The sequence below is a fragment of the Pseudomonas sp. WS 5146 genome, from assembly GCF_012985495.1.
GTDB classification, from domain to species: Bacteria; Pseudomonadota; Gammaproteobacteria; order Pseudomonadales; family Pseudomonadaceae; genus Aquipseudomonas; species Aquipseudomonas edaphica.
Genome location: NZ_JAAQWL010000017.1, coordinates 52,671 through 68,997, shown reverse-complemented (window position 1 = coordinate 68,997; position 16,327 = coordinate 52,671). Strand labels below are relative to the sequence as shown.

12 protein-coding genes are annotated in these 16,327 nt (G+C 62.1%); 10 read left to right on the top strand and 2 right to left on the bottom strand.

Going from position 1 to position 16,327, the window contains the following annotated elements:
* Positions 1–127 precede the first annotated feature (127 nt).
* From HBO41_RS28560 to HBO41_RS28515, 10 genes are all read left to right on the top strand, one after another.
* On the top strand, positions 128–1,486 hold the full coding sequence (locus tag HBO41_RS28560) for a TolC family outer membrane protein (RefSeq protein WP_017136621.1): 1,359 nt from the start codon (positions 128–130) through the stop codon (positions 1,484–1,486).
* Between the two features lie 41 nt (positions 1,487–1,527).
* On the top strand, positions 1,528–3,684 hold the full coding sequence (locus tag HBO41_RS28555) for a type I secretion system permease/ATPase (protein WP_026013663.1): 2,157 nt from the start codon (positions 1,528–1,530) through the stop codon (positions 3,682–3,684).
* Positions 3,674–5,038 carry an HlyD family type I secretion periplasmic adaptor subunit gene (locus HBO41_RS28550; RefSeq protein WP_017136619.1) on the top strand — a complete coding sequence of 455 codons (1,365 nt, stop codon included), beginning with the start codon at positions 3,674–3,676 and terminating at the stop codon, positions 5,036–5,038. Before HBO41_RS28555 ends, HBO41_RS28550 begins: the two co-directional genes overlap by 11 nt.
* Positions 5,039–5,252: 214 nt before the next feature.
* Positions 5,253–6,146: a TauD/TfdA family dioxygenase gene (locus tag HBO41_RS28545; RefSeq protein ID WP_017136618.1), complete on the top strand. Its 894-nt coding sequence runs from the start codon at positions 5,253–5,255 to the stop codon at positions 6,144–6,146.
* 20 nt (positions 6,147–6,166) lie between these two features.
* The gene (locus tag HBO41_RS28540; protein ID WP_017136617.1) at positions 6,167–7,018 is read left to right on the top strand and encodes an ABC transporter ATP-binding protein; all 852 of its coding nucleotides are present in this window, start codon (positions 6,167–6,169) and stop codon (positions 7,016–7,018) included.
* An 11-nt stretch (positions 7,019–7,029) separates the two neighbouring features.
* Positions 7,030–7,878: an ABC transporter permease gene (locus HBO41_RS28535; RefSeq protein WP_017136616.1), complete on the top strand. Its 849-nt coding sequence runs from the start codon at positions 7,030–7,032 to the stop codon at positions 7,876–7,878.
* A 60-nt stretch (positions 7,879–7,938) separates the two neighbouring features.
* A complete protein-coding gene (locus tag HBO41_RS28530) occupies positions 7,939–8,859 on the top strand; it encodes a LysR family transcriptional regulator (protein WP_017136615.1) in 921 nt (306 codons plus the stop codon).
* A 392-nt stretch (positions 8,860–9,251) separates the two neighbouring features.
* On the top strand, positions 9,252–10,787 hold the full coding sequence (locus HBO41_RS28525) for an MFS transporter (RefSeq protein ID WP_017136614.1): 1,536 nt from the start codon (positions 9,252–9,254) through the stop codon (positions 10,785–10,787).
* A gap of 15 nt (positions 10,788–10,802) precedes the next feature.
* Entirely contained in the window at positions 10,803–11,861 is a 1,059-nt protein-coding gene (locus HBO41_RS28520) for an HlyD family secretion protein (RefSeq protein WP_169988650.1), read from the top strand.
* Positions 11,858–13,309, top strand: a complete 1,452-nt coding sequence (locus tag HBO41_RS28515; protein ID WP_169988648.1) for an efflux transporter outer membrane subunit — start codon at positions 11,858–11,860, stop codon at positions 13,307–13,309. Before HBO41_RS28520 ends, HBO41_RS28515 begins: the two co-directional genes overlap by 4 nt.
* Before the next feature lie 116 nt (positions 13,310–13,425).
* Here HBO41_RS28515 and HBO41_RS28510 read toward each other — a convergent pair whose 3' ends face one another.
* Complete coding sequence (locus HBO41_RS28510; RefSeq protein ID WP_099549584.1) at positions 13,426–14,130, bottom strand: DUF3142 domain-containing protein; 705 nt, start codon at positions 14,128–14,130, stop codon at positions 13,426–13,428.
* The gene (locus HBO41_RS28505; protein WP_169988646.1) at positions 14,127–16,283 is read right to left on the bottom strand and encodes an outer membrane assembly lipoprotein YfiO; all 2,157 of its coding nucleotides are present in this window, start codon (positions 16,281–16,283) and stop codon (positions 14,127–14,129) included. The genes HBO41_RS28510 and HBO41_RS28505 overlap by 4 nt, the downstream gene beginning before the upstream one ends.
* Positions 16,284–16,327 lie beyond the last annotated feature (44 nt).

Below are 16,327 nucleotides of genomic sequence, written 5' to 3'. Positions count from 1 at the left end.
CGTCCTACATGTGTGAAGCAGTTCCGCTTTTTGAACTTTCCGACGTACGGTCATTACGGTAGCCATTATCCGACGCAGCGGTATCAATCGCTGTGATTTGAGACAAGAAGTCCTGGGGAATTTTTAAATGCGTTTGAACCTGTTCAAGGCAATACCGTTCGTACTCGCCGCCGGTTTCGTACAAGCCCAAACATTGCCCCAGGCCATGCAGCAGGCGCTGGATGTGCACCCGGAAATCCAGGCCGGCGTGAACAGCCGTATCGCCGCCGATTACCAATTGCGCGCCGCTCAAGGTGGTTACTTGCCGCGCGTTGACCTGAACGCCGGTTACGGTCGCGAAGGCACCGATAACTCCACCACCCGCGCCGCCAACGGCCCAAACGGCAACCACTGGGACACGCTCAACCGCGGCGAGTCCAGCCTGCGCCTGCAACAGATGATTTTTGACGGTTTCGCCACGTCCAGCGAAGTTGGGCGTCAACAAGCCAACGTCAACTCCCGTGCTTATTCCTTGCTCGGCACCTCCGAGCGCACCGGTTTGACCGTGGCCCAGGTCTACCTGGACGTGTTGACCCGCCGCGAATTCGTGCGCCTGGCCGAAGAGAACCTGCGCAACCACGAACGCATCTACGACCAGATCAAATTGCGCACCCAGCGCGGTGTCGGCAACGGTGCCGACCAGGACCAGGCCGAAGCGCGTCTGGCCCAGGCTCGCAACAACCTGATCACCGAGCAGACCAACCTGGCCGACTCCCAGGTCAACTACCTCAGCGCCGTCGGCCAGATGCCCGACCAGCTTGAGCGCCCAGCGCCATTTATGGCCATGCTGCCGGCGGACCTGAATGAAGCCCGTCGCCAGATGCTCGATAACAGCCCGATCCTGCGCTCGGCCGAGTCGGATATCTCCGCCGCCGAGAGCCAGTACGAAGCTGCCAAGTCGACCTTCTACCCACGCTTTGATGCCGAGCTTGGCACCAACGCCGATAACAACGTAGCCGGCGACGCCAGCCATAACAACGGCTGGGAAGCCATGGTGCGCATGCGCTTCAACCTGTTCGCCGGTGGCAGCAACAAGGCCGACTTGCAGTCCAAGTCGTACCAGACCAGCCAAGCCCTGGATATCCGTAACAACGCCTTGCGCCAACTCAATGAAGAACTGGGCCTGGCCTGGAACGCCTTGAACAACGCCAATGCGCAGTTGCCGGTTGCCCAGCAATACGTCGACCACAGCACCCGCGTGCGTACTTCGTACCAGCAGCAGTTCAGCCTCGGCCAACGAACCCTGCTCGACTTGCTCGACAGCGAGAACGAATTGTTCACCGCTTCCCGTCGTCTGGAAGAGATCAAGAACATTCAGTTATTTACTCAGTATCGAATCAAGGCGACCATGGGTGAATTGCTCAAAAGCCAGGGAGTGGTCGCACCGATGGCGTCCGTCGTACAGAACGACGTGAAACCTAAAGTTCAACTGCCTGGGATGAATTGAGCCACCCCAATAGCCCCATCTGTTAGTCGAGAGTGCGCCGCGTGGAATCCGAAGTCAGTCGAGTTCATCTCAGTCATGATCCACGCACGCTCCACGACGACCCGTTACTGGACGGGTTGTTGGCGCTCTGTGCCCTGCATCAAAAACCTGCCAGCGCGGCCATGCTCACCACCGGTTTGCCGCTGCCGTCGCAGCGACTGAGTGCCGAGTTGCTGCCGCGTGCAGCCGCGCGTGCCGGGCTGCAAGGCCGGGTGTTGCAGCGCAAGCTGGAGCAGATCCCGACGATTGCACTGCCGGCGCTGCTGTTGCTCAAGGACGGCCGCAGTACCGTGCTGGTGGGTTGGCAAGGTGAAGACGAAGCACGCATCCTGCTCAGCGAAAGCGACGGCGGTGAAGTACTGATCAAGCGTGAGCTGCTGGCCAATGACTACATCGGCAAAGTCTTCTTCGCCCAGCCTCAGCACAAATTCGACGTCAACCACGGCACCCTGATCCCTCGGGCGCGTTCGTGGTTTCGCGACACGCTCAAACGTTCGCGCTGGCTCTACACCGACGCCATCGCCGCGAGCTTCCTGATCAACATCATCGCCATGGCCGCGCCGCTGTTTGTGATGAACGTGTACGACCGTGTCGTGCCAAACCAGGCCACCGCGACCCTCTGGGTGCTGGCCGTGGGTATCTGCGGCGCCTACCTGTTCGACTTGGTTCTCAAAAGCCTGCGCAGTTTGTGCCTGGACCTGGCGGGTAAAAAAACCGACCTGATCATCTCGGCCACGCTGTTCGAGCGCATTGTTGGCATGTCCATGAAGTACCGCCCGGCACGGGTTGGCAGCTTCGCGCAGAACATCCATGAGTTTCAGAGCCTGCGTGATTTCCTCGCATCCTTGACCCTCACCAGCCTGATCGACCTGCCGTTTACCCTGCTGATTTTCCTGGTGATCGCCATCCTGGGCGGGCACCTGGTGTGGATCCCGGTATTGGCCTTCCCGCTGGCCCTGGGCATCGGCTATGCCCTGCAAAAACCGCTGGTGGCGACTATGGAGCGGACCATGGCCCTGGCCGCCGAGCGCCAGTCCAGCCTGATCGAAACCCTCGCCGGGCTTGATGCGGTCAAGGTCAACAACGCCGAGAGCGAGCGCCAGTACGGCTGGGAACAGACCATCGGCACCCTCAGCCGCCTCGAGCTGCGCGTGAAGTTGCTGTCGGGCCTGTCGATGAACATGACCTTGCTCATACAGCAACTGGCCGGCGTGATCATGATCGTGTTCGGCGTTTACCAGATCATCGACGGCAACCTCAGCATGGGCGGCCTGATTGCCTGCTACATGCTCAGTGGCCGCGCCCTGAGCCCGCTGGCCTCGCTGTCGGGCCTGCTGACCCGTTACCAGCAAGCCAAGGTCACCATGACCTCGGTGGACCAGATGATGGAACTGCCCCAGGAGCGCAATTTCGAAGAGCGGCCCATGAGCCGCCGCACCCTGCAAGGTGCCATTGAGTGCCGTGGCCTGAACTTCACGTATCCGAACCAGCAGAACGCCGCGCTGAGAAATATCAATCTGGTGATCAAACCGGGCGAGAAAATCGGCATCATCGGCCGCAGTGGCTCGGGCAAAAGCTCCCTGGCCAAACTGATCGTCGGCCTGTACCAGCCCGACTCCGGCGCCTTGCTGGTGGACGGTGTGGACGTACGCCAGATCGACGTGAGCGAGTTGCGCCACAACATCGGCTACGTCGCTCAGGACATTCAATTGCTGGCCGGCACCCTGCGCGACAACCTGGTTTCCGGTGCGCGCTATGTAGAAGACGAAATGGTCCTGCAAGCCGCGGAATTGGCCGGCGTGCACGAATTCGCCCGCCTGCACCCACAAGGTTATGAACTGCAAGTGGGCGAGCGTGGGCAGAACCTGTCCGGCGGCCAGCGCCAGAACGTCGCCCTGGCACGCGCGCTGCTGCTCAACCCGCCCATCCTGCTGCTGGACGAACCCACCAGCGCCATGGACAACACCGGTGAAGAACGCTTGAAACAACGCCTGCAAGCCGTGGTGCAAAGCAAGACCGTGGTGCTGGTGACGCACCGTGCCTCACTGCTCTCGCTGGTGGACCGCCTGTTGGTGGTCGACCGTGGGCAGATCCTCGCAGACGGCCCGAAAGCCGTGGTTATGGAAGCGTTGAAAAAGGGGCAGATCAGTGTTGCTTAACTCCATCAAAAGCGCGGTCGGCCGCTACTTCAAAGGCACCGACTCGCTGCAGGGCCAGCCCCTGCCTGAAGTCAACAAAGCGCTGATCGAAGATGCGCCGAGGGTGATCCGCCTGACCATCTGGGCCATCATCGCGTTCTTCATATTCCTGGTGACCTGGGCCGGTTTTTCCAGCATCGACGAAGTCACCCGTGGCGACGGCAAGGCGATTCCGTCGTCCAAGCTGCAGAAAATCCAGAACCTGGAAGGCGGCATCGTCTCCGAGCTGTATGTGAAGGAAGGCCAGATCGTCGAAGCCGGTGCGCCGTTGATTCGCCTCGACGACACCCGGTTTGTCTCCAATGCCGGCGAAACCGAAGCCTTGCGCCTGGCCATGCAACTGCGCGTCGAGCGCCTGAGTGCGCAGGTGGATGACCGTCCGCTGAACATCCCGGATGACGTGCTCAAGGCTGCGCCCAGCCAGGCCGCTAACGAGCGCTCGCTGTATGAAAGCCGCCGTCAGCAATTAAAAGACGAAGTCGGTGGTTTGCAGGAGCAACTGGTGCAGCGCCAGCAGGAACTGCGCGAATTCAGCTCCAAGCAAGGCCAGTACCGCAGCCAGTTGTCCCTGCAACGCCAGGAAATCAACATGTCCGAGCCGTTGGTGGCCCAGGGCGCGGTATCGCCGGTGGAAGTATTGCGCCTCAAGCGCGCCGAGATGGAAACCCGCGGTCAATTGGACGCCACCACCCTGGCGATCCCTCGCGCCGAGTCGGCGATCAAGGAAGTGCAGCGCAAGATCGACGAAACCCGTGGCAAATTCCGCAGCGAAGCCCTGACCCAACTCAATGAAGCCCGCACCGAGCTGAACAAGGCCGAGTCCACCGGCCGTGCCCTGGAAGACCGCGTCAGCCGTACCTTGGTCACCTCGCCGGTGCGCGGCATCGTCAAGCAGCTGTTGGTCAACACCGTGGGCGGCGTGATCCAGCCGGGCAGCGACATGGTCGAAATCGTGCCGCTCAATGACACCCTGCTGGTGGAAGCCAAGATCCGCCCGCAAGACATCGCCTTCCTGCACCCTGGGCAAGAAGCGATCGTCAAATTCACCGCCTATGACTACACCATCTATGGCGGCCTCAAGGCCAAGCTTGAACGCATCGGTGCCGACACCATCACCGATGAAGACAAGAAAACCACCTACTACATGATCACCCTGCGCACTGATCGCAGCCACTTGGGCACCGACGAGAAGCCGTTGCTGATCATTCCTGGCATGGTGGCTTCGGTGGATATCATTACCGGCAAGAAAAGCATCCTCAGCTACCTGCTCAAGCCGATCATCAAGGCGCGGGCCGAGGCGTTGCACGAGCGCTGATCTTCGGCGCCTGTTGTGACCTCATCGCAGGCAAGCCAGCTCCCACATTTGAATGTGTTCACATATCAAAATGTGGGAGCTGGCTTGCCTGCGATGGCGACACCCGCCCCACCGCAGATCCCAACCCTAAAGCATATCGATATTCGCTAACGGTATTTAAGCTTCCATTCTTATACCTATAAATTCACTCCCCTGTCCGACCGGGAGTGCCCTCATGTCCGCCACCTCTACTGTTCCAACAGCGACCCCAACCGCCCAATCCTTCGAGATTCGCCCACTGCCCGGCAGCGTCGGCGCCGAGATCGTTGGCCTGGACTTGTCCCGCCCGGTCAACGACACAGACTTCGCGCGCATCCACCGCGCGCATGTGGATCACCACGTCGTGGTGTTCCGCGACCAACGCATCACCCCCGAACAACAGATCGCCTTCAGCCGCCGCTTCGGCGTGCTGCAGATCCACGTGCTCAAACAGTTCCTGCTGGCCAACCACCCGGAAATCCTGATCGTCTCCAACATCATCGAGAACGGCCAATCCATCGGCCTGGGTGATGCGGGTAAATTCTGGCATTCGGACCTCTCCTATAAAGAGCTGCCCAGCCTGGGCTCGATGCTGCACGCTCAGGAGCTGCCCTCCGAAGGCGGCGACACCCTGTTCGCCGACATGCACAAAGCCTGGGACCAACTGCCCGAGCACCTGCGCAAAGCCGTGGAAGGCCGCAGCGCCGCGCACTCCTACACGGCGCGCTACAGCGAAACCAAATTCGAAGGTAATTGGCGCCCAACCCTCACGCCCGAGCAGCTCGCTCAGGTGGCGGAAGTGGTCCACCCGATTGTGCGCACCCACCCGGAAAACGGCCGCAAAGCCCTGTTCGTCAGCGAAGGTTTCACCACCCGCATCGTCGGCCTGCCGGAAGACGAAAGCCGCGACCTGCTGGCCCAGCTCTACGCTCACAGCGTGCTGCCGCAGAACATCTATCGCCACCAGTGGCAGCCCCACGACATGGTGTTCTGGGACAACCGCTCGCTGATCCACCTGGCTGCCGGTTGCCCGAGCCACCTGCGCCGCAAACTGTTTCGCACCACCATCCAGGGCGATGCGCCTTTCTGATTCCCGGCAAGAGAGTTGACATGAACGCGCCCCTGCAAGGCCACGCGGCCAGCACCCTGAGTACCGCCAAACCGCTGTTGGCGGTGGACAACGTCAGCCTCGAATACCGCACGCCCGAGCGTGTGGTGCGGGCCACGCACCAGGTCAGTTTCGAAATCGACCCGGCCGACCGTTACGTGCTGCTCGGCCCTTCGGGGTGCGGCAAATCCACCTTGCTCAAGTCCATCGCCGGGTTTATCAAACCCTGCGAAGGCGAGATTCGCCTGCTGGGGCAAAAGGTCGACGAACCCGGGCCGGATCGCATCGTGGTGTTCCAGGAATTCGACCAACTGCCACCGTGGAAAACCGTCAAACAGAACGTGATGTTCCCGCTGCTGGCCTCCAAGACCCTCAAGCGCCGCGAAGCCGAAGAACGCGCGCTGCACTACCTGGAAAAAGTCGGCCTCAGTGCCTTTGCCGACGCCTACCCGCACACCCTGTCCGGCGGCATGAAAGCCCGGGTGGCTATCGCCCGCGCGCTGGCCATGCAACCGAAAATCCTGCTGATGGACGAACCCTTCGCCGCCCTCGATGCCCTGACCCGGCGCAAGATGCAGGAAGAACTGCTGCTGCTGTGGGAAGAAGTGCGCTTCACCCTGTTGTTCGTCACCCATTCCATCGAAGAAGCGCTGGTGGTGGGCAACCGCATCCTGTTGTTATCGCCGCATCCCGGGCGCGTGCGGGCAGAAATCCACAGCCATCAATACGACCTGCACAGCCTCGGCGGTGTGGAATTCCAGGCGTCGGCGCGGCGCATTCATCGCCTGCTGTTCGATGAAGCGCCCGAAGCCGAACGTGAGTTGGGTTTCGCCGATATCCGCATTGCTTACTAAGGGGCCGAACCATGCGCCAGGAATTTGAAGTCACCCTCGAACCACTGCTCAGCGTCCCTGTCGAGCGCGAACTGCCCCTGCGCCAACGCCTGTGGCAGCAAGGCTGGCTGCGCAAGGGCTTGATCCTGATCGTGCTTGCGATTCTCTGGGAGGCGGTCGCCCGCTACCAGAACAACGACCTGCTGCTGCCGAGCTTTTTGCAGACCTCCCAAGCACTGTTCGACGGCTTGCTCAGCGGTGAGCTGTTGAGCAAGGTCTGGATCTCGCTGGCGGTGCTGATCAAGGGCTACCTGATCGGCATCGTGCTGGCGTTTGCCCTCACCACGCTGGCGGTCTCGACCCAACTGGGCCGCGACCTGCTCAGTACCCTGACCTCAATGTTCAACCCGCTGCCGGCGATTGCCCTGCTGCCGCTGGCGCTGCTGTGGTTTGGCCTGGGGCAGAACAGCCTGATCTTTGTGCTCGTGCATTCGGTGCTGTGGGCCTTGGCGCTAAACACCTATTCGGGGTTTCTCGGCGTGTCCGAAACCCTGCGCATGGCCGGTCGCAACTACGGCCTCAAGGGCATGCGTTTTGTGTTGTTCATCCTGATTCCGGCGGCGCTGCCGTCGATCCTGGCCGGCCTGAAAATTGGCTGGGCCTTTGCCTGGCGCACACTGATCGCCGCTGAACTGGTGTTCGGCGCCACCAGCGGCAAAGGCGGGCTGGGTTGGTACATCTTCCAGAACCGCAACGAGCTGTACACCGACAAAGTGTTTGCCGGCTTGGCCGTGGTGATCCTGATCGGCCTGCTGGTGGAAAACCTGGTGTTTGATACTTTCGAGCGGCTCACCGTAAAGCGCTGGGGCATGCAGCGCTGAGCCACTGATCCCTGCTAGGATTGCGTGCAATTCACTCCCCACTGCTCACGAGTGCTTGGCATGCAACTACCGGACATGAACCTGTTGGTCGCCCTCGACGCCTTGCTCGACGAGGGCAGTGTGGTCGGCGCGGCGCGGCGGATGAACCTCAGCCCGGCGGCCATGAGCCGCACGCTCACGCGGATTCGCGAGGCGGTGGGCGACCCGATCCTGGTGCGGGCCGGTCGCGGCCTGGTGCCGACGCCCAAGGCTTTGCAGCTGCAAGGCCAGGTGCGCAACGTGGTGGAACAGGCGGCGTTGCTGTTTCGCTCCGCGGACCAGGTAGACCTCAGCACCTTGCGCCGCCGCTTCAGCGTGAGGGCCAATGACTTTTTTGTTGGCGTGTACGGCGGTCGGTTGTTCGACACCATGGAGCGCATGGCGCCGCTGTGCGAGCTGTGCTTTGTGCCCGAAGGTGATACCGACGACGACGCGCTGCGCGAAGGGCGCCTGGACCTGCGCGTGAGCAATACGTTGCCGGCCAGCCCGGAGGTGAAGGTACAGAATTTGTTTTCCACCACCTTTGTTGGCCTGGCGCGGCAAGATCACCCGCTGTTCGACGAAGAAATCACCGCCGCACGGTTTGCCAGCTATTCCCATATCAGCATTTCGCGACGCGGCATCGCCCGTGGCCCGATTGACACTGCGCTGAATGCCCAAGGCCTGGAGCGCCGCGTGGCAATGATCGCCCCAGGCTTTCACGGCGCGATGTTCATGCTGCCCGACTCTGATCTACTGCTGCCGGTGCCAAAGGAAGCGTTGCTGAGCGCCAACCGCCTGAACCTGCCATTGCGCGCCTTCCCGTTGCCTATCTCCTTGCCGACGTTGGTATTGGCCCAATCCTGGCACCCACGCTTCGACAAAGACCCGGCCCATAAATGGCTGCGCGAAACCATGCGCGAGAGCTGCCATGCCACCTGGCTCGAAGCCCAGCCCAGCTGAAGTGCACTCGATCAATGTGGGAGCTGGCTTGCCTGCGATGGCGGTCTGACTGTGTAGGGATTCATTGCCTGACCCACCGCTTACACAACTTTTAAAGGCAGCCAATTACCCTTGTGGCGAGCAGGCTTGTCGAATCGTCGCACCGCCTGCGTTGGGCTGCGAAGCGGCCCCAAACCCAGACGCTGAGTAGTTTCAGGAAAAACTGCAGTGCCTTTACTGGGGCTGCTTCGCAGCCCAACGCAGGGCAAGCCTGCTCGCCACAACAGGGCAGTTGCCCCTAACCCCATGAGGATTGCGTCTGGCGCACTTATAAGCTTCCAACAAGTAACTTTTTTGTCATGTGTGCGCCCTATTAAACTGCTCGGGTATTTCTAATTCCGAGTTGCGCGTTCATGACATCCCTCGCTGCCCCCGCTCTCCAGGCTGCAGCCAAACCTACCGCCCTGAGCCCACCTGTGTTCGGCCCGCGCATCATCATCGGCCTGGTCGGTGTGTTGTTGGCGGTGCTGGTCTCTGGTCTCAACGAGATGGTCACCAAGGTAGCCCTCGCCGATATTCGCGGTGCACTGTTCATTGGTTTTGACGAAGGCACCTGGCTGGTTGCGGCCTACACGGCCACCTCCGTGGCGGCCATGGCCTTTGCGCCGTGGTGTTCGGTGACGTTTTCGCTGCGCCGCTTCACCCTGTGCGCCATCGGCCTGTTTACCTTGCTGGGCATCCTGTGCCCGTTTGCGCCGAACTACGAAAGCCTGCTGGTGCTGCGAACCGTGCAAGGCCTGGCCGGCGGCGCATTGCCGCCGATGCTGATGACGGTGGCGCTGCGTTTCCTGCCGGCCCACGTCAAGCTCTACGGCCTGGCCGGTTACGCACTCACCGCCACCTTCGGCCCGAGCCTGGGCACGCCGCTGGCGGCGTTGTGGACCGAATACGTCGGCTGGCAATGGGCGTTCTGGCAAATCGTCGGGCCGTGCCTGCTGGCGATGGCCGCGGTGGCTTACGGCTTGCCGCAAGACCCGCTGCGCCTGGAGCGCTTCAAGCAGTTCAACTGGCGCGGCCTGCTGCTGGGTTTTCCGGCGATCTGCATGTTGGTGATCGGCCTGTTGCAGGGCAATCGCCTGGACTGGTTCGAATCCGGCCTGATCACCTTTTTGCTGATCGGCGGCGGCGTATTGCTGGTGCTGTTCATGCTCAATGAATGGTCGCACCCCGTGCCGTTTTTCAAGTTGCAGATGCTCGGCCTGCGCAACCTGGCGTTCGCCCTGATCGTACTGGCGGGCGTGCTGATGGTACTGACCTCGGTGATCATCATTCCGTCGAGTTTTCTCGCCCAAGTGCAGGGTTACCGACCACTGCAAACCGCGCCGGTGATGCTGTTGATGGCGTTGCCGCAATTGATCGCGCTGCCGCTGGTGGCGGCGCTGTGCAACCTGCGTTGGGTCGACTGCCGCTGGGTGCTGGGCATTGGTTTGAGCATGCTGGTGCTGTGCTGCATCGGCAGCTCGCACCTCACCTCGGCGTGGATACGCGACGATTTTTATGGCTGGTACCTGCTGCAGATTTTCGGGCAACCCATGGCCGTATTGCCGTTGCTGATGCTCTCTACCGGCAGCATCCAGCCGATGGACGGGCCGTTCGCCTCGGCCTGGTTCAACACCGTCAAAGGCCTCGCTGCGGTCATCGCCACGGCCGTGCTGGACACGCTGACCACCCAGCGTGAGCACTTCCATTCGACCATGCTGGTGGACCACCTGGGCAACTCGCCCCTGGCCGACGGCGACGCGCCGGGCCTTGCCCAGCGCCTGCACCAGCAGGCCGTGGTGCTGACTTCTTCGGACCTCTATTACGTCATGGCCGGTGTCGCGGTGGCGTTAATCCTGCTGATTTTCTGGATGCCCACGCGGATCTTTCCGCCTCGCGCTCCGACCTAGCCTCAAGGACTTCTCATGAAACGCAAAGACAAAATTGCCGTCTCCGTTATCGCTGTGTTTGCCGTCGGCGTCCTGGTTTATCTGGTTGCGCCGGGCGTGCTGGGCAACCAGCGCCAGACCACTAACGACGCCTTCGTCGCCGCCGACTTCACGCTGGTGGCGCCGCGCGTGGCCGGTTTTATCAAGGAAGTGCTGGTGGAAGACAACCAGCGGGTCAAGGCCGGCCAGCTATTGGCGTTGATCGACGACCGCGATTTTCGTGCTGCCGCCCAGGCCGCCGACGCCGACACCTTGGTCGCCCAGGCCCAGCTGAAGAACGCCACTGCGACCCTGGAGCGCCAAAGCTCGGTGATCGCCCAGGCTCAGGCCACCGTCGCGGCCGACCGTGCCGAAGTGGCGTTCGCCGAGCACGAACTGAACCGCTACAACCACCTCGCCGGCGTGGGCGCAGGCACGGTGCAGAACGCCCAGCAAGCCAAGACGCGCATCGACCAGGCAACGGCAAACCTGGCCAAAGCCACGGCCGTACTGGCGGCCGAACGCAAGCAAGTGGAAATCCTCACCGCCCAGCGAGACGCAGCGGAAGGTGGGCTAAAACGCGCCCAGGCAGCGTTGGAAATGGCCAGTTATCAGCTGTCCTACACGCGCATTGTCGCGCCAGTGGACGGCATGGTCGGTGAACGTGCCGTGCGGGTCGGCGCCTATGTGACGCCGGGCAGCAAGATCCTCGCGGTCGTGCCGTTGGCCCAGGCCTATGTGGTGGCCAATTACCAGGAGACGCAACTGTCGCATATGCATGCCGGCCAAGCCGTAGAACTCAGCGTCGACAGCCTCGACGGCGAGTTGCTCAAGGGCCATCTGGAGAGCCTGGCGCCTGCCACCGGCGTGACCTTTGCGTCGGTCAGGCCGGACAACGCCACCGGCAACTTCACCAAGGTGGTACAGCGCATTCCGGTGAAGATCATCCTGGAGCCGAACCAGCCCCATATTGAACGCCTGCGCGTGGGCATGTCGGTGCAAGCCACAGTCGACACCCGGCCCGTCGCGCAGTCGCGTGAGGTGGCCCAGCAATGAAGTCATTTGCCTGGCTCACCTTGAGCCTGATCAGCCTCAGCGCCTGCACGGTCGGCCCGGATTTCCAGCGGCCCCAAGGCCAGCAAGTCACCCAATGGCGCGAACCCCAGGGCCGTCAGGCAGCCAGCCACGCGGTGACCGACCCTTTGCAGGAGCGTTGGTGGGACGTGTTTCACGATGCAGAGCTCTCGGCCCTCACGCGTCGTGCGCTCACTGATAACCTCGACCTGAAACTGGCCAGCAGCCGCCTGCAACAAAGCCGCGCCGTGCGTCAGGTGACCACAGCCGAGCGTTATCCCAACGTCAACGCCAGCGGGGATTACGTACGCCAGCGCAACAGTGGCAAAGGCTTGAGCGACCCGTCCAAAAACAACGGTCAATCTGCTTACAACCAATGGGACATGGGCTTCTCCGCCGCCTGGGAGCTGGACTTCTGGGGCCGCGTCAAACGCGAAACCGAAGCCGCCGACGCCACCCTGCAAGTCGCCGAAGACGACCGCCGCGCCGTGTTGCTGTCGGTACTCGCCGAAACCGCCCAGGACTACATCCAGCTGCGCGGCGTGCAGAATACGCGCGCTGTCACCGAGCAAAACCTCGAGGTCGCTCGCCACAGCCTCAAACTCTCGCAACTGCGCCTGGCCGACGGCGTGGCCACTGACCTGGATGTGGCCGAAGCTGCCGCCCAGGTCGCCGCCATCGAAGCGCGTTTACCGGATTTGCAGCAGCGTCAGGACCAACTGATCAACGCCCTGAGCCTGCTGATGGGCGAGCCGCCGCAAGCGCTGCATGCGCAATTGTCCAAGGACGCCGCCGTGCCGCAAACCCCGCGCCAGGTCGCCATCGGCTTGCCCTCGGAGCTGGCCGAACGCCGGCCCGATATTCGCCAGGCGCAAGCGCGCCTGCATGCGGCCACCGCCAGTATCGGCGTGGCAAAAGGTGATTTTTACCCGCGTATCACCTTGTCCGGCAGCCTGGGCTCCCAGGCCCTGCAACTCTCGGATTTCGGCTCCTGGGGCTCGCGCGCGTTTGCCTTCGGCCCGCAGTTCAGCCTGCCGCTGTTCAGTGGCGGGCGCCTGCAAGGCATGTTGAATTTGCGTGAAGCCCAGCAACAGGAAGCGGCGCTGGCGTACCAGCAAACCGTACTGCGTGCCTGGCATGAGATCGATGACCAACTGACCCGCTACAACGCCAGCCAACTGCGCCGCGACAGCCTCGCTGAAGCGGTGCGCCAGAACCAGATCGCGTTGAGCACCGCACAACAGCAGTACGTCGAAGGCGTGGTGGATTTCGTCAACGTGCTCACCGTGCAAAGCGCGCTGCTGGCCACGCAGGAGCAGTGGGTAGAAAGCTCCACCGGCGTGTCGCTGGCGATGGTGGGGCTGTACAAGGCGTTGGGCGGTGGCTGGGAGTCGGTCTACCCCGCGACAGCCTCCATTCCCGCAGGCTGAACATAACCCACTGTGGGAGCGGGCTTGCCCGCGATAGCGGTAGTTCAGCCAACGTTATGTTGACTGACGCACCCTCATCGCGGGCAAGCCCGCTCCCACATGGAATATTGCGTGATTTAAGGGTTCTGCAAAAACACCACATACCCTCTAAACCATTCACTCCCCTTCAAATACCCCGGCTCTTCCCATACGCCACCCTGAATCAGCCCCACCTTGAACGGCAGCCCCAGCCGGTTCATGCGTGGCAAATACGCTGCGTAATCCGGGATGCTGTGGCGCCCTTGGTAGGTCTGTACCACCACTTCATCCACCACGCCTTTGAGCTGGGCGATGGCGTGCGGGTCGGCGTTGCTGCTCCAGTCCATCAGGCCGGTAATGCTCAGCCGCAGGTCAGCAGGCAGGCGTTGGCGCAAGTCGCGCAGGAAGCCTGTGTATTCGTGCAGGTACTGGGTGCGGGCGTCGAAATCGATCTGGATGCCGACCACCGGGTTGCCCGCGTCGCGCCAGCGTTGCACCTGGCCGAGCAGTTGGGTGTAGACGCGCTCGGGCCAGTGCAGGGTGTGGGCGCGGTACACCACCCAGACCTCGCCTTGGGTGATGCGCGGTACGCTGATGCCTTGGGCGATAAACTGCACACCCAATTGCGGCGCACGGCGCGTGGAGTTGATCTGGCCCTGGAGGATGTACAGGGTTTTCGCCTGTTTGAGCACCGGCTGCGGCGTGACCCCGCTCCACAGCCAGAAGGCGTCGTAGTCGCGAGCGTCAACGCCGGCAAAGGCCGGGCTTGCCAGGAGCAGCAAGCCTAGCCACAGGTGTTTCACCAGTAGTACTTCAGCGACTGCGCCCACTCGGTGTCGGCAAACCCGGTTTTGAGCTGGCGGAACCAGCCTTTACGCACGGATTTATCCACGTCTACACCGCCGCAGCCGTTATAGCCGGCCCGCGCATAGCAGTTGATCGCACGGAACAACGCGTAGGCCTTGTCGTTGTGTGGCGCCTTGGGGTTGGCGATGACCTGGCGGTAACCGTCGAGCCGCGAGAAGGTCTCGCCCTTGAACAGCGAGGCGGTGCTGCCCAGGCTGCCGGCGGCGCGCACTTGGTCCAGTGGCATGCCATCGAGGTTATTGCGCAGGATGAACTCACCCAGGCAGTTCAAGCCCTTGGGGTTTTTCCCATCGGCCTGCAGGGTGCTGGCGATTTGCGCAATGCTCGGGCAGGCGTAGCCGGACTCCGCCTTATCACCGTTCCACTGGAACAACTGCAGCGAGCGGCCATCGCCATAGACATAACCCAGGCTGGTGCCGAGCTTGTCGGCGGGCGCCGATGCCGGCAGTTGCTTGAGGTCGTCGGCGAAGGTGGCGTACTGGCCGCGCATCAGGTCTTTGTACAGCAACACAAACTGGGCGGTGGCACGTTCCACCGGGTCGCTGGCCTGGGTGATCTGTTGGCGTAGCAGTTCCTGGCCTGCGATGTTGCGCAGCAAGATGTAGCGCACCTGTTTGGCGCTGATCGGCGAATCGCTGGCGAACACGTTGGCCAGTTGGTCGTTGCGCTCGTAATTCATCGCCAGCGCCAGTTCCAACTGGTCGCGCTGCAAGGGTTGCTTGGCCATGGGCAGCAGCTTCAGCCACAGCGCTTGCGCGCCTTGCCAATCCTTCTTGGCTTCCAGGGCAAGGCCGCGCAGGGTTTGCTGGCTGAAGGCGAAGTAGTCGAGGCTGGCGGGCACGTCCTGAGGCAGCAACTTCAAAGTGTTATCGGGCTGATGTTCGACGTACAAGGCAAACGCCGCTTGCACGTAGTCGTACAGCGCCGGCTCTTGGGCAAACACCGGCTTTTGCGCGTCCAGGGCCGCGCGGCTCAGCTGCGGCGGGTTGCCGGCGCGCATCCACATCAAGTCGTTGACGGCCAGCATCAGTGGGTTGGCCGAAGGTTTTTGGGTGGCACTGAGCAGCTTGTTGTCGGCTTCCTGCACCAGGTCGTCCAGCGACACATTGCGCTGTTTGGCGCTCAACTGCGCGGCCAGGTCGTTGGCCAGCTTGTCGGTATCGCCCGCCAGCCAATGCACCCGGCGCAGCAGGCCCTGGGCAGAGATAGCGTATTTGCCCTGTGGATAGGTTTTCAGGTAGAGGTTGAAGCTGGTGTCGGCATTCGCCAACACCGACTTATCCACATGCTCCAATTGCGGCATGCCGTATTCGTCGAAGGCGTTTTCCTGGGCCTGGTTCAACTCGGTGCGGGCGATCATGTAGGACGCCGTTTCCTTGACCCACGGCAGGCTGCCGGTGGCGGCGGCAACAAAACCGCGCTGCGCATCAGCGAAACGGCCACTGTAGAAGTCACCGGCGGCTTGCAGGTAAGTGCGCAGTTCGCGGCCGGCGGTGGACTGGATCTGCTCCGGGTCGCCCAGGCTTGCGCCGTCCCAGGTGCAGGCGCCGAGCATCTGTACACGTCCCTTGGCCAGCAGCTGGCGCTCCGCGTCGGGCACGTCGGCTTTAACCACTTGGCTGATAAACGCCGTGGCACTGCTTTCATCATTGCTGCGGCAACGGCTGCCTTCGCCGGTCAGGAAGGCGTCACCCGCCGCCTTGTCGCCTTCACGCTGAATGCCCAACGGCGCAAGCAGCTCATCGAGTTTGCTGGGCGTAGGTGCCACGTCGGTTTTTTCATCGGCGGCGTCGGCTACCGGGGTCAGGCGGTACACCGGGAACGGCACCGGGCCGAAGCCCTCTTCAAGGTCCGTCTCGCCCAATGCGTTGGGCGTCAGCGGTGCCACCTGTTTATCCGCCAGCAACAGGCGCAGGTTGACCCGGCTGTCATTGCCCGGGCTCAAGAAGGGCAGGTTGCTGCAGCCTTCAAGGCTGTCGCGTGAGACCCGCCAGTCGGGGTAGCACGAGTCATCGCCGCTGGCCTGGGCCTGGAAGGAAAGGCTGGCGAGCAATGCCAGGGTCAGTGGTGACAGAAAACCGATGCGCATGACGTGTCCTTGATCCTGAGTCCTTTGAAGGACGCAATAATAAC

What these genes read in the sequence shown, in the direction of transcription:
- HBO41_RS28520 (WP_169988650.1), top strand. Translation starts at nt 10,803, where the DNA reads ATGAAACGCAAAGACAAAATTGCCGTCTCCGTTATCGCTGTGTTTGCC.
- HBO41_RS28530 (WP_017136615.1), top strand. Translation starts at nt 7,939, where the DNA reads ATGCAACTACCGGACATGAACCTGTTGGTCGCCCTCGACGCCTTGCTC.
- HBO41_RS28560 (WP_017136621.1), top strand. Translation starts at nt 128, where the DNA reads ATGCGTTTGAACCTGTTCAAGGCAATACCGTTCGTACTCGCCGCCGGT.
- HBO41_RS28505 (WP_169988646.1), bottom strand. Translation starts at nt 16,283, where the DNA reads ATGCGCATCGGTTTTCTGTCACCACTGACCCTGGCATTGCTCGCCAGC.
- HBO41_RS28545 (WP_017136618.1), top strand. Translation starts at nt 5,253, where the DNA reads ATGTCCGCCACCTCTACTGTTCCAACAGCGACCCCAACCGCCCAATCC.
- HBO41_RS28525 (WP_017136614.1), top strand. Translation starts at nt 9,252, where the DNA reads ATGACATCCCTCGCTGCCCCCGCTCTCCAGGCTGCAGCCAAACCTACC.
- HBO41_RS28535 (WP_017136616.1), top strand. Translation starts at nt 7,030, where the DNA reads ATGCGCCAGGAATTTGAAGTCACCCTCGAACCACTGCTCAGCGTCCCT.
- HBO41_RS28515 (WP_169988648.1), top strand. Translation starts at nt 11,858, where the DNA reads ATGAAGTCATTTGCCTGGCTCACCTTGAGCCTGATCAGCCTCAGCGCC.
- HBO41_RS28540 (WP_017136617.1), top strand. Translation starts at nt 6,167, where the DNA reads ATGAACGCGCCCCTGCAAGGCCACGCGGCCAGCACCCTGAGTACCGCC.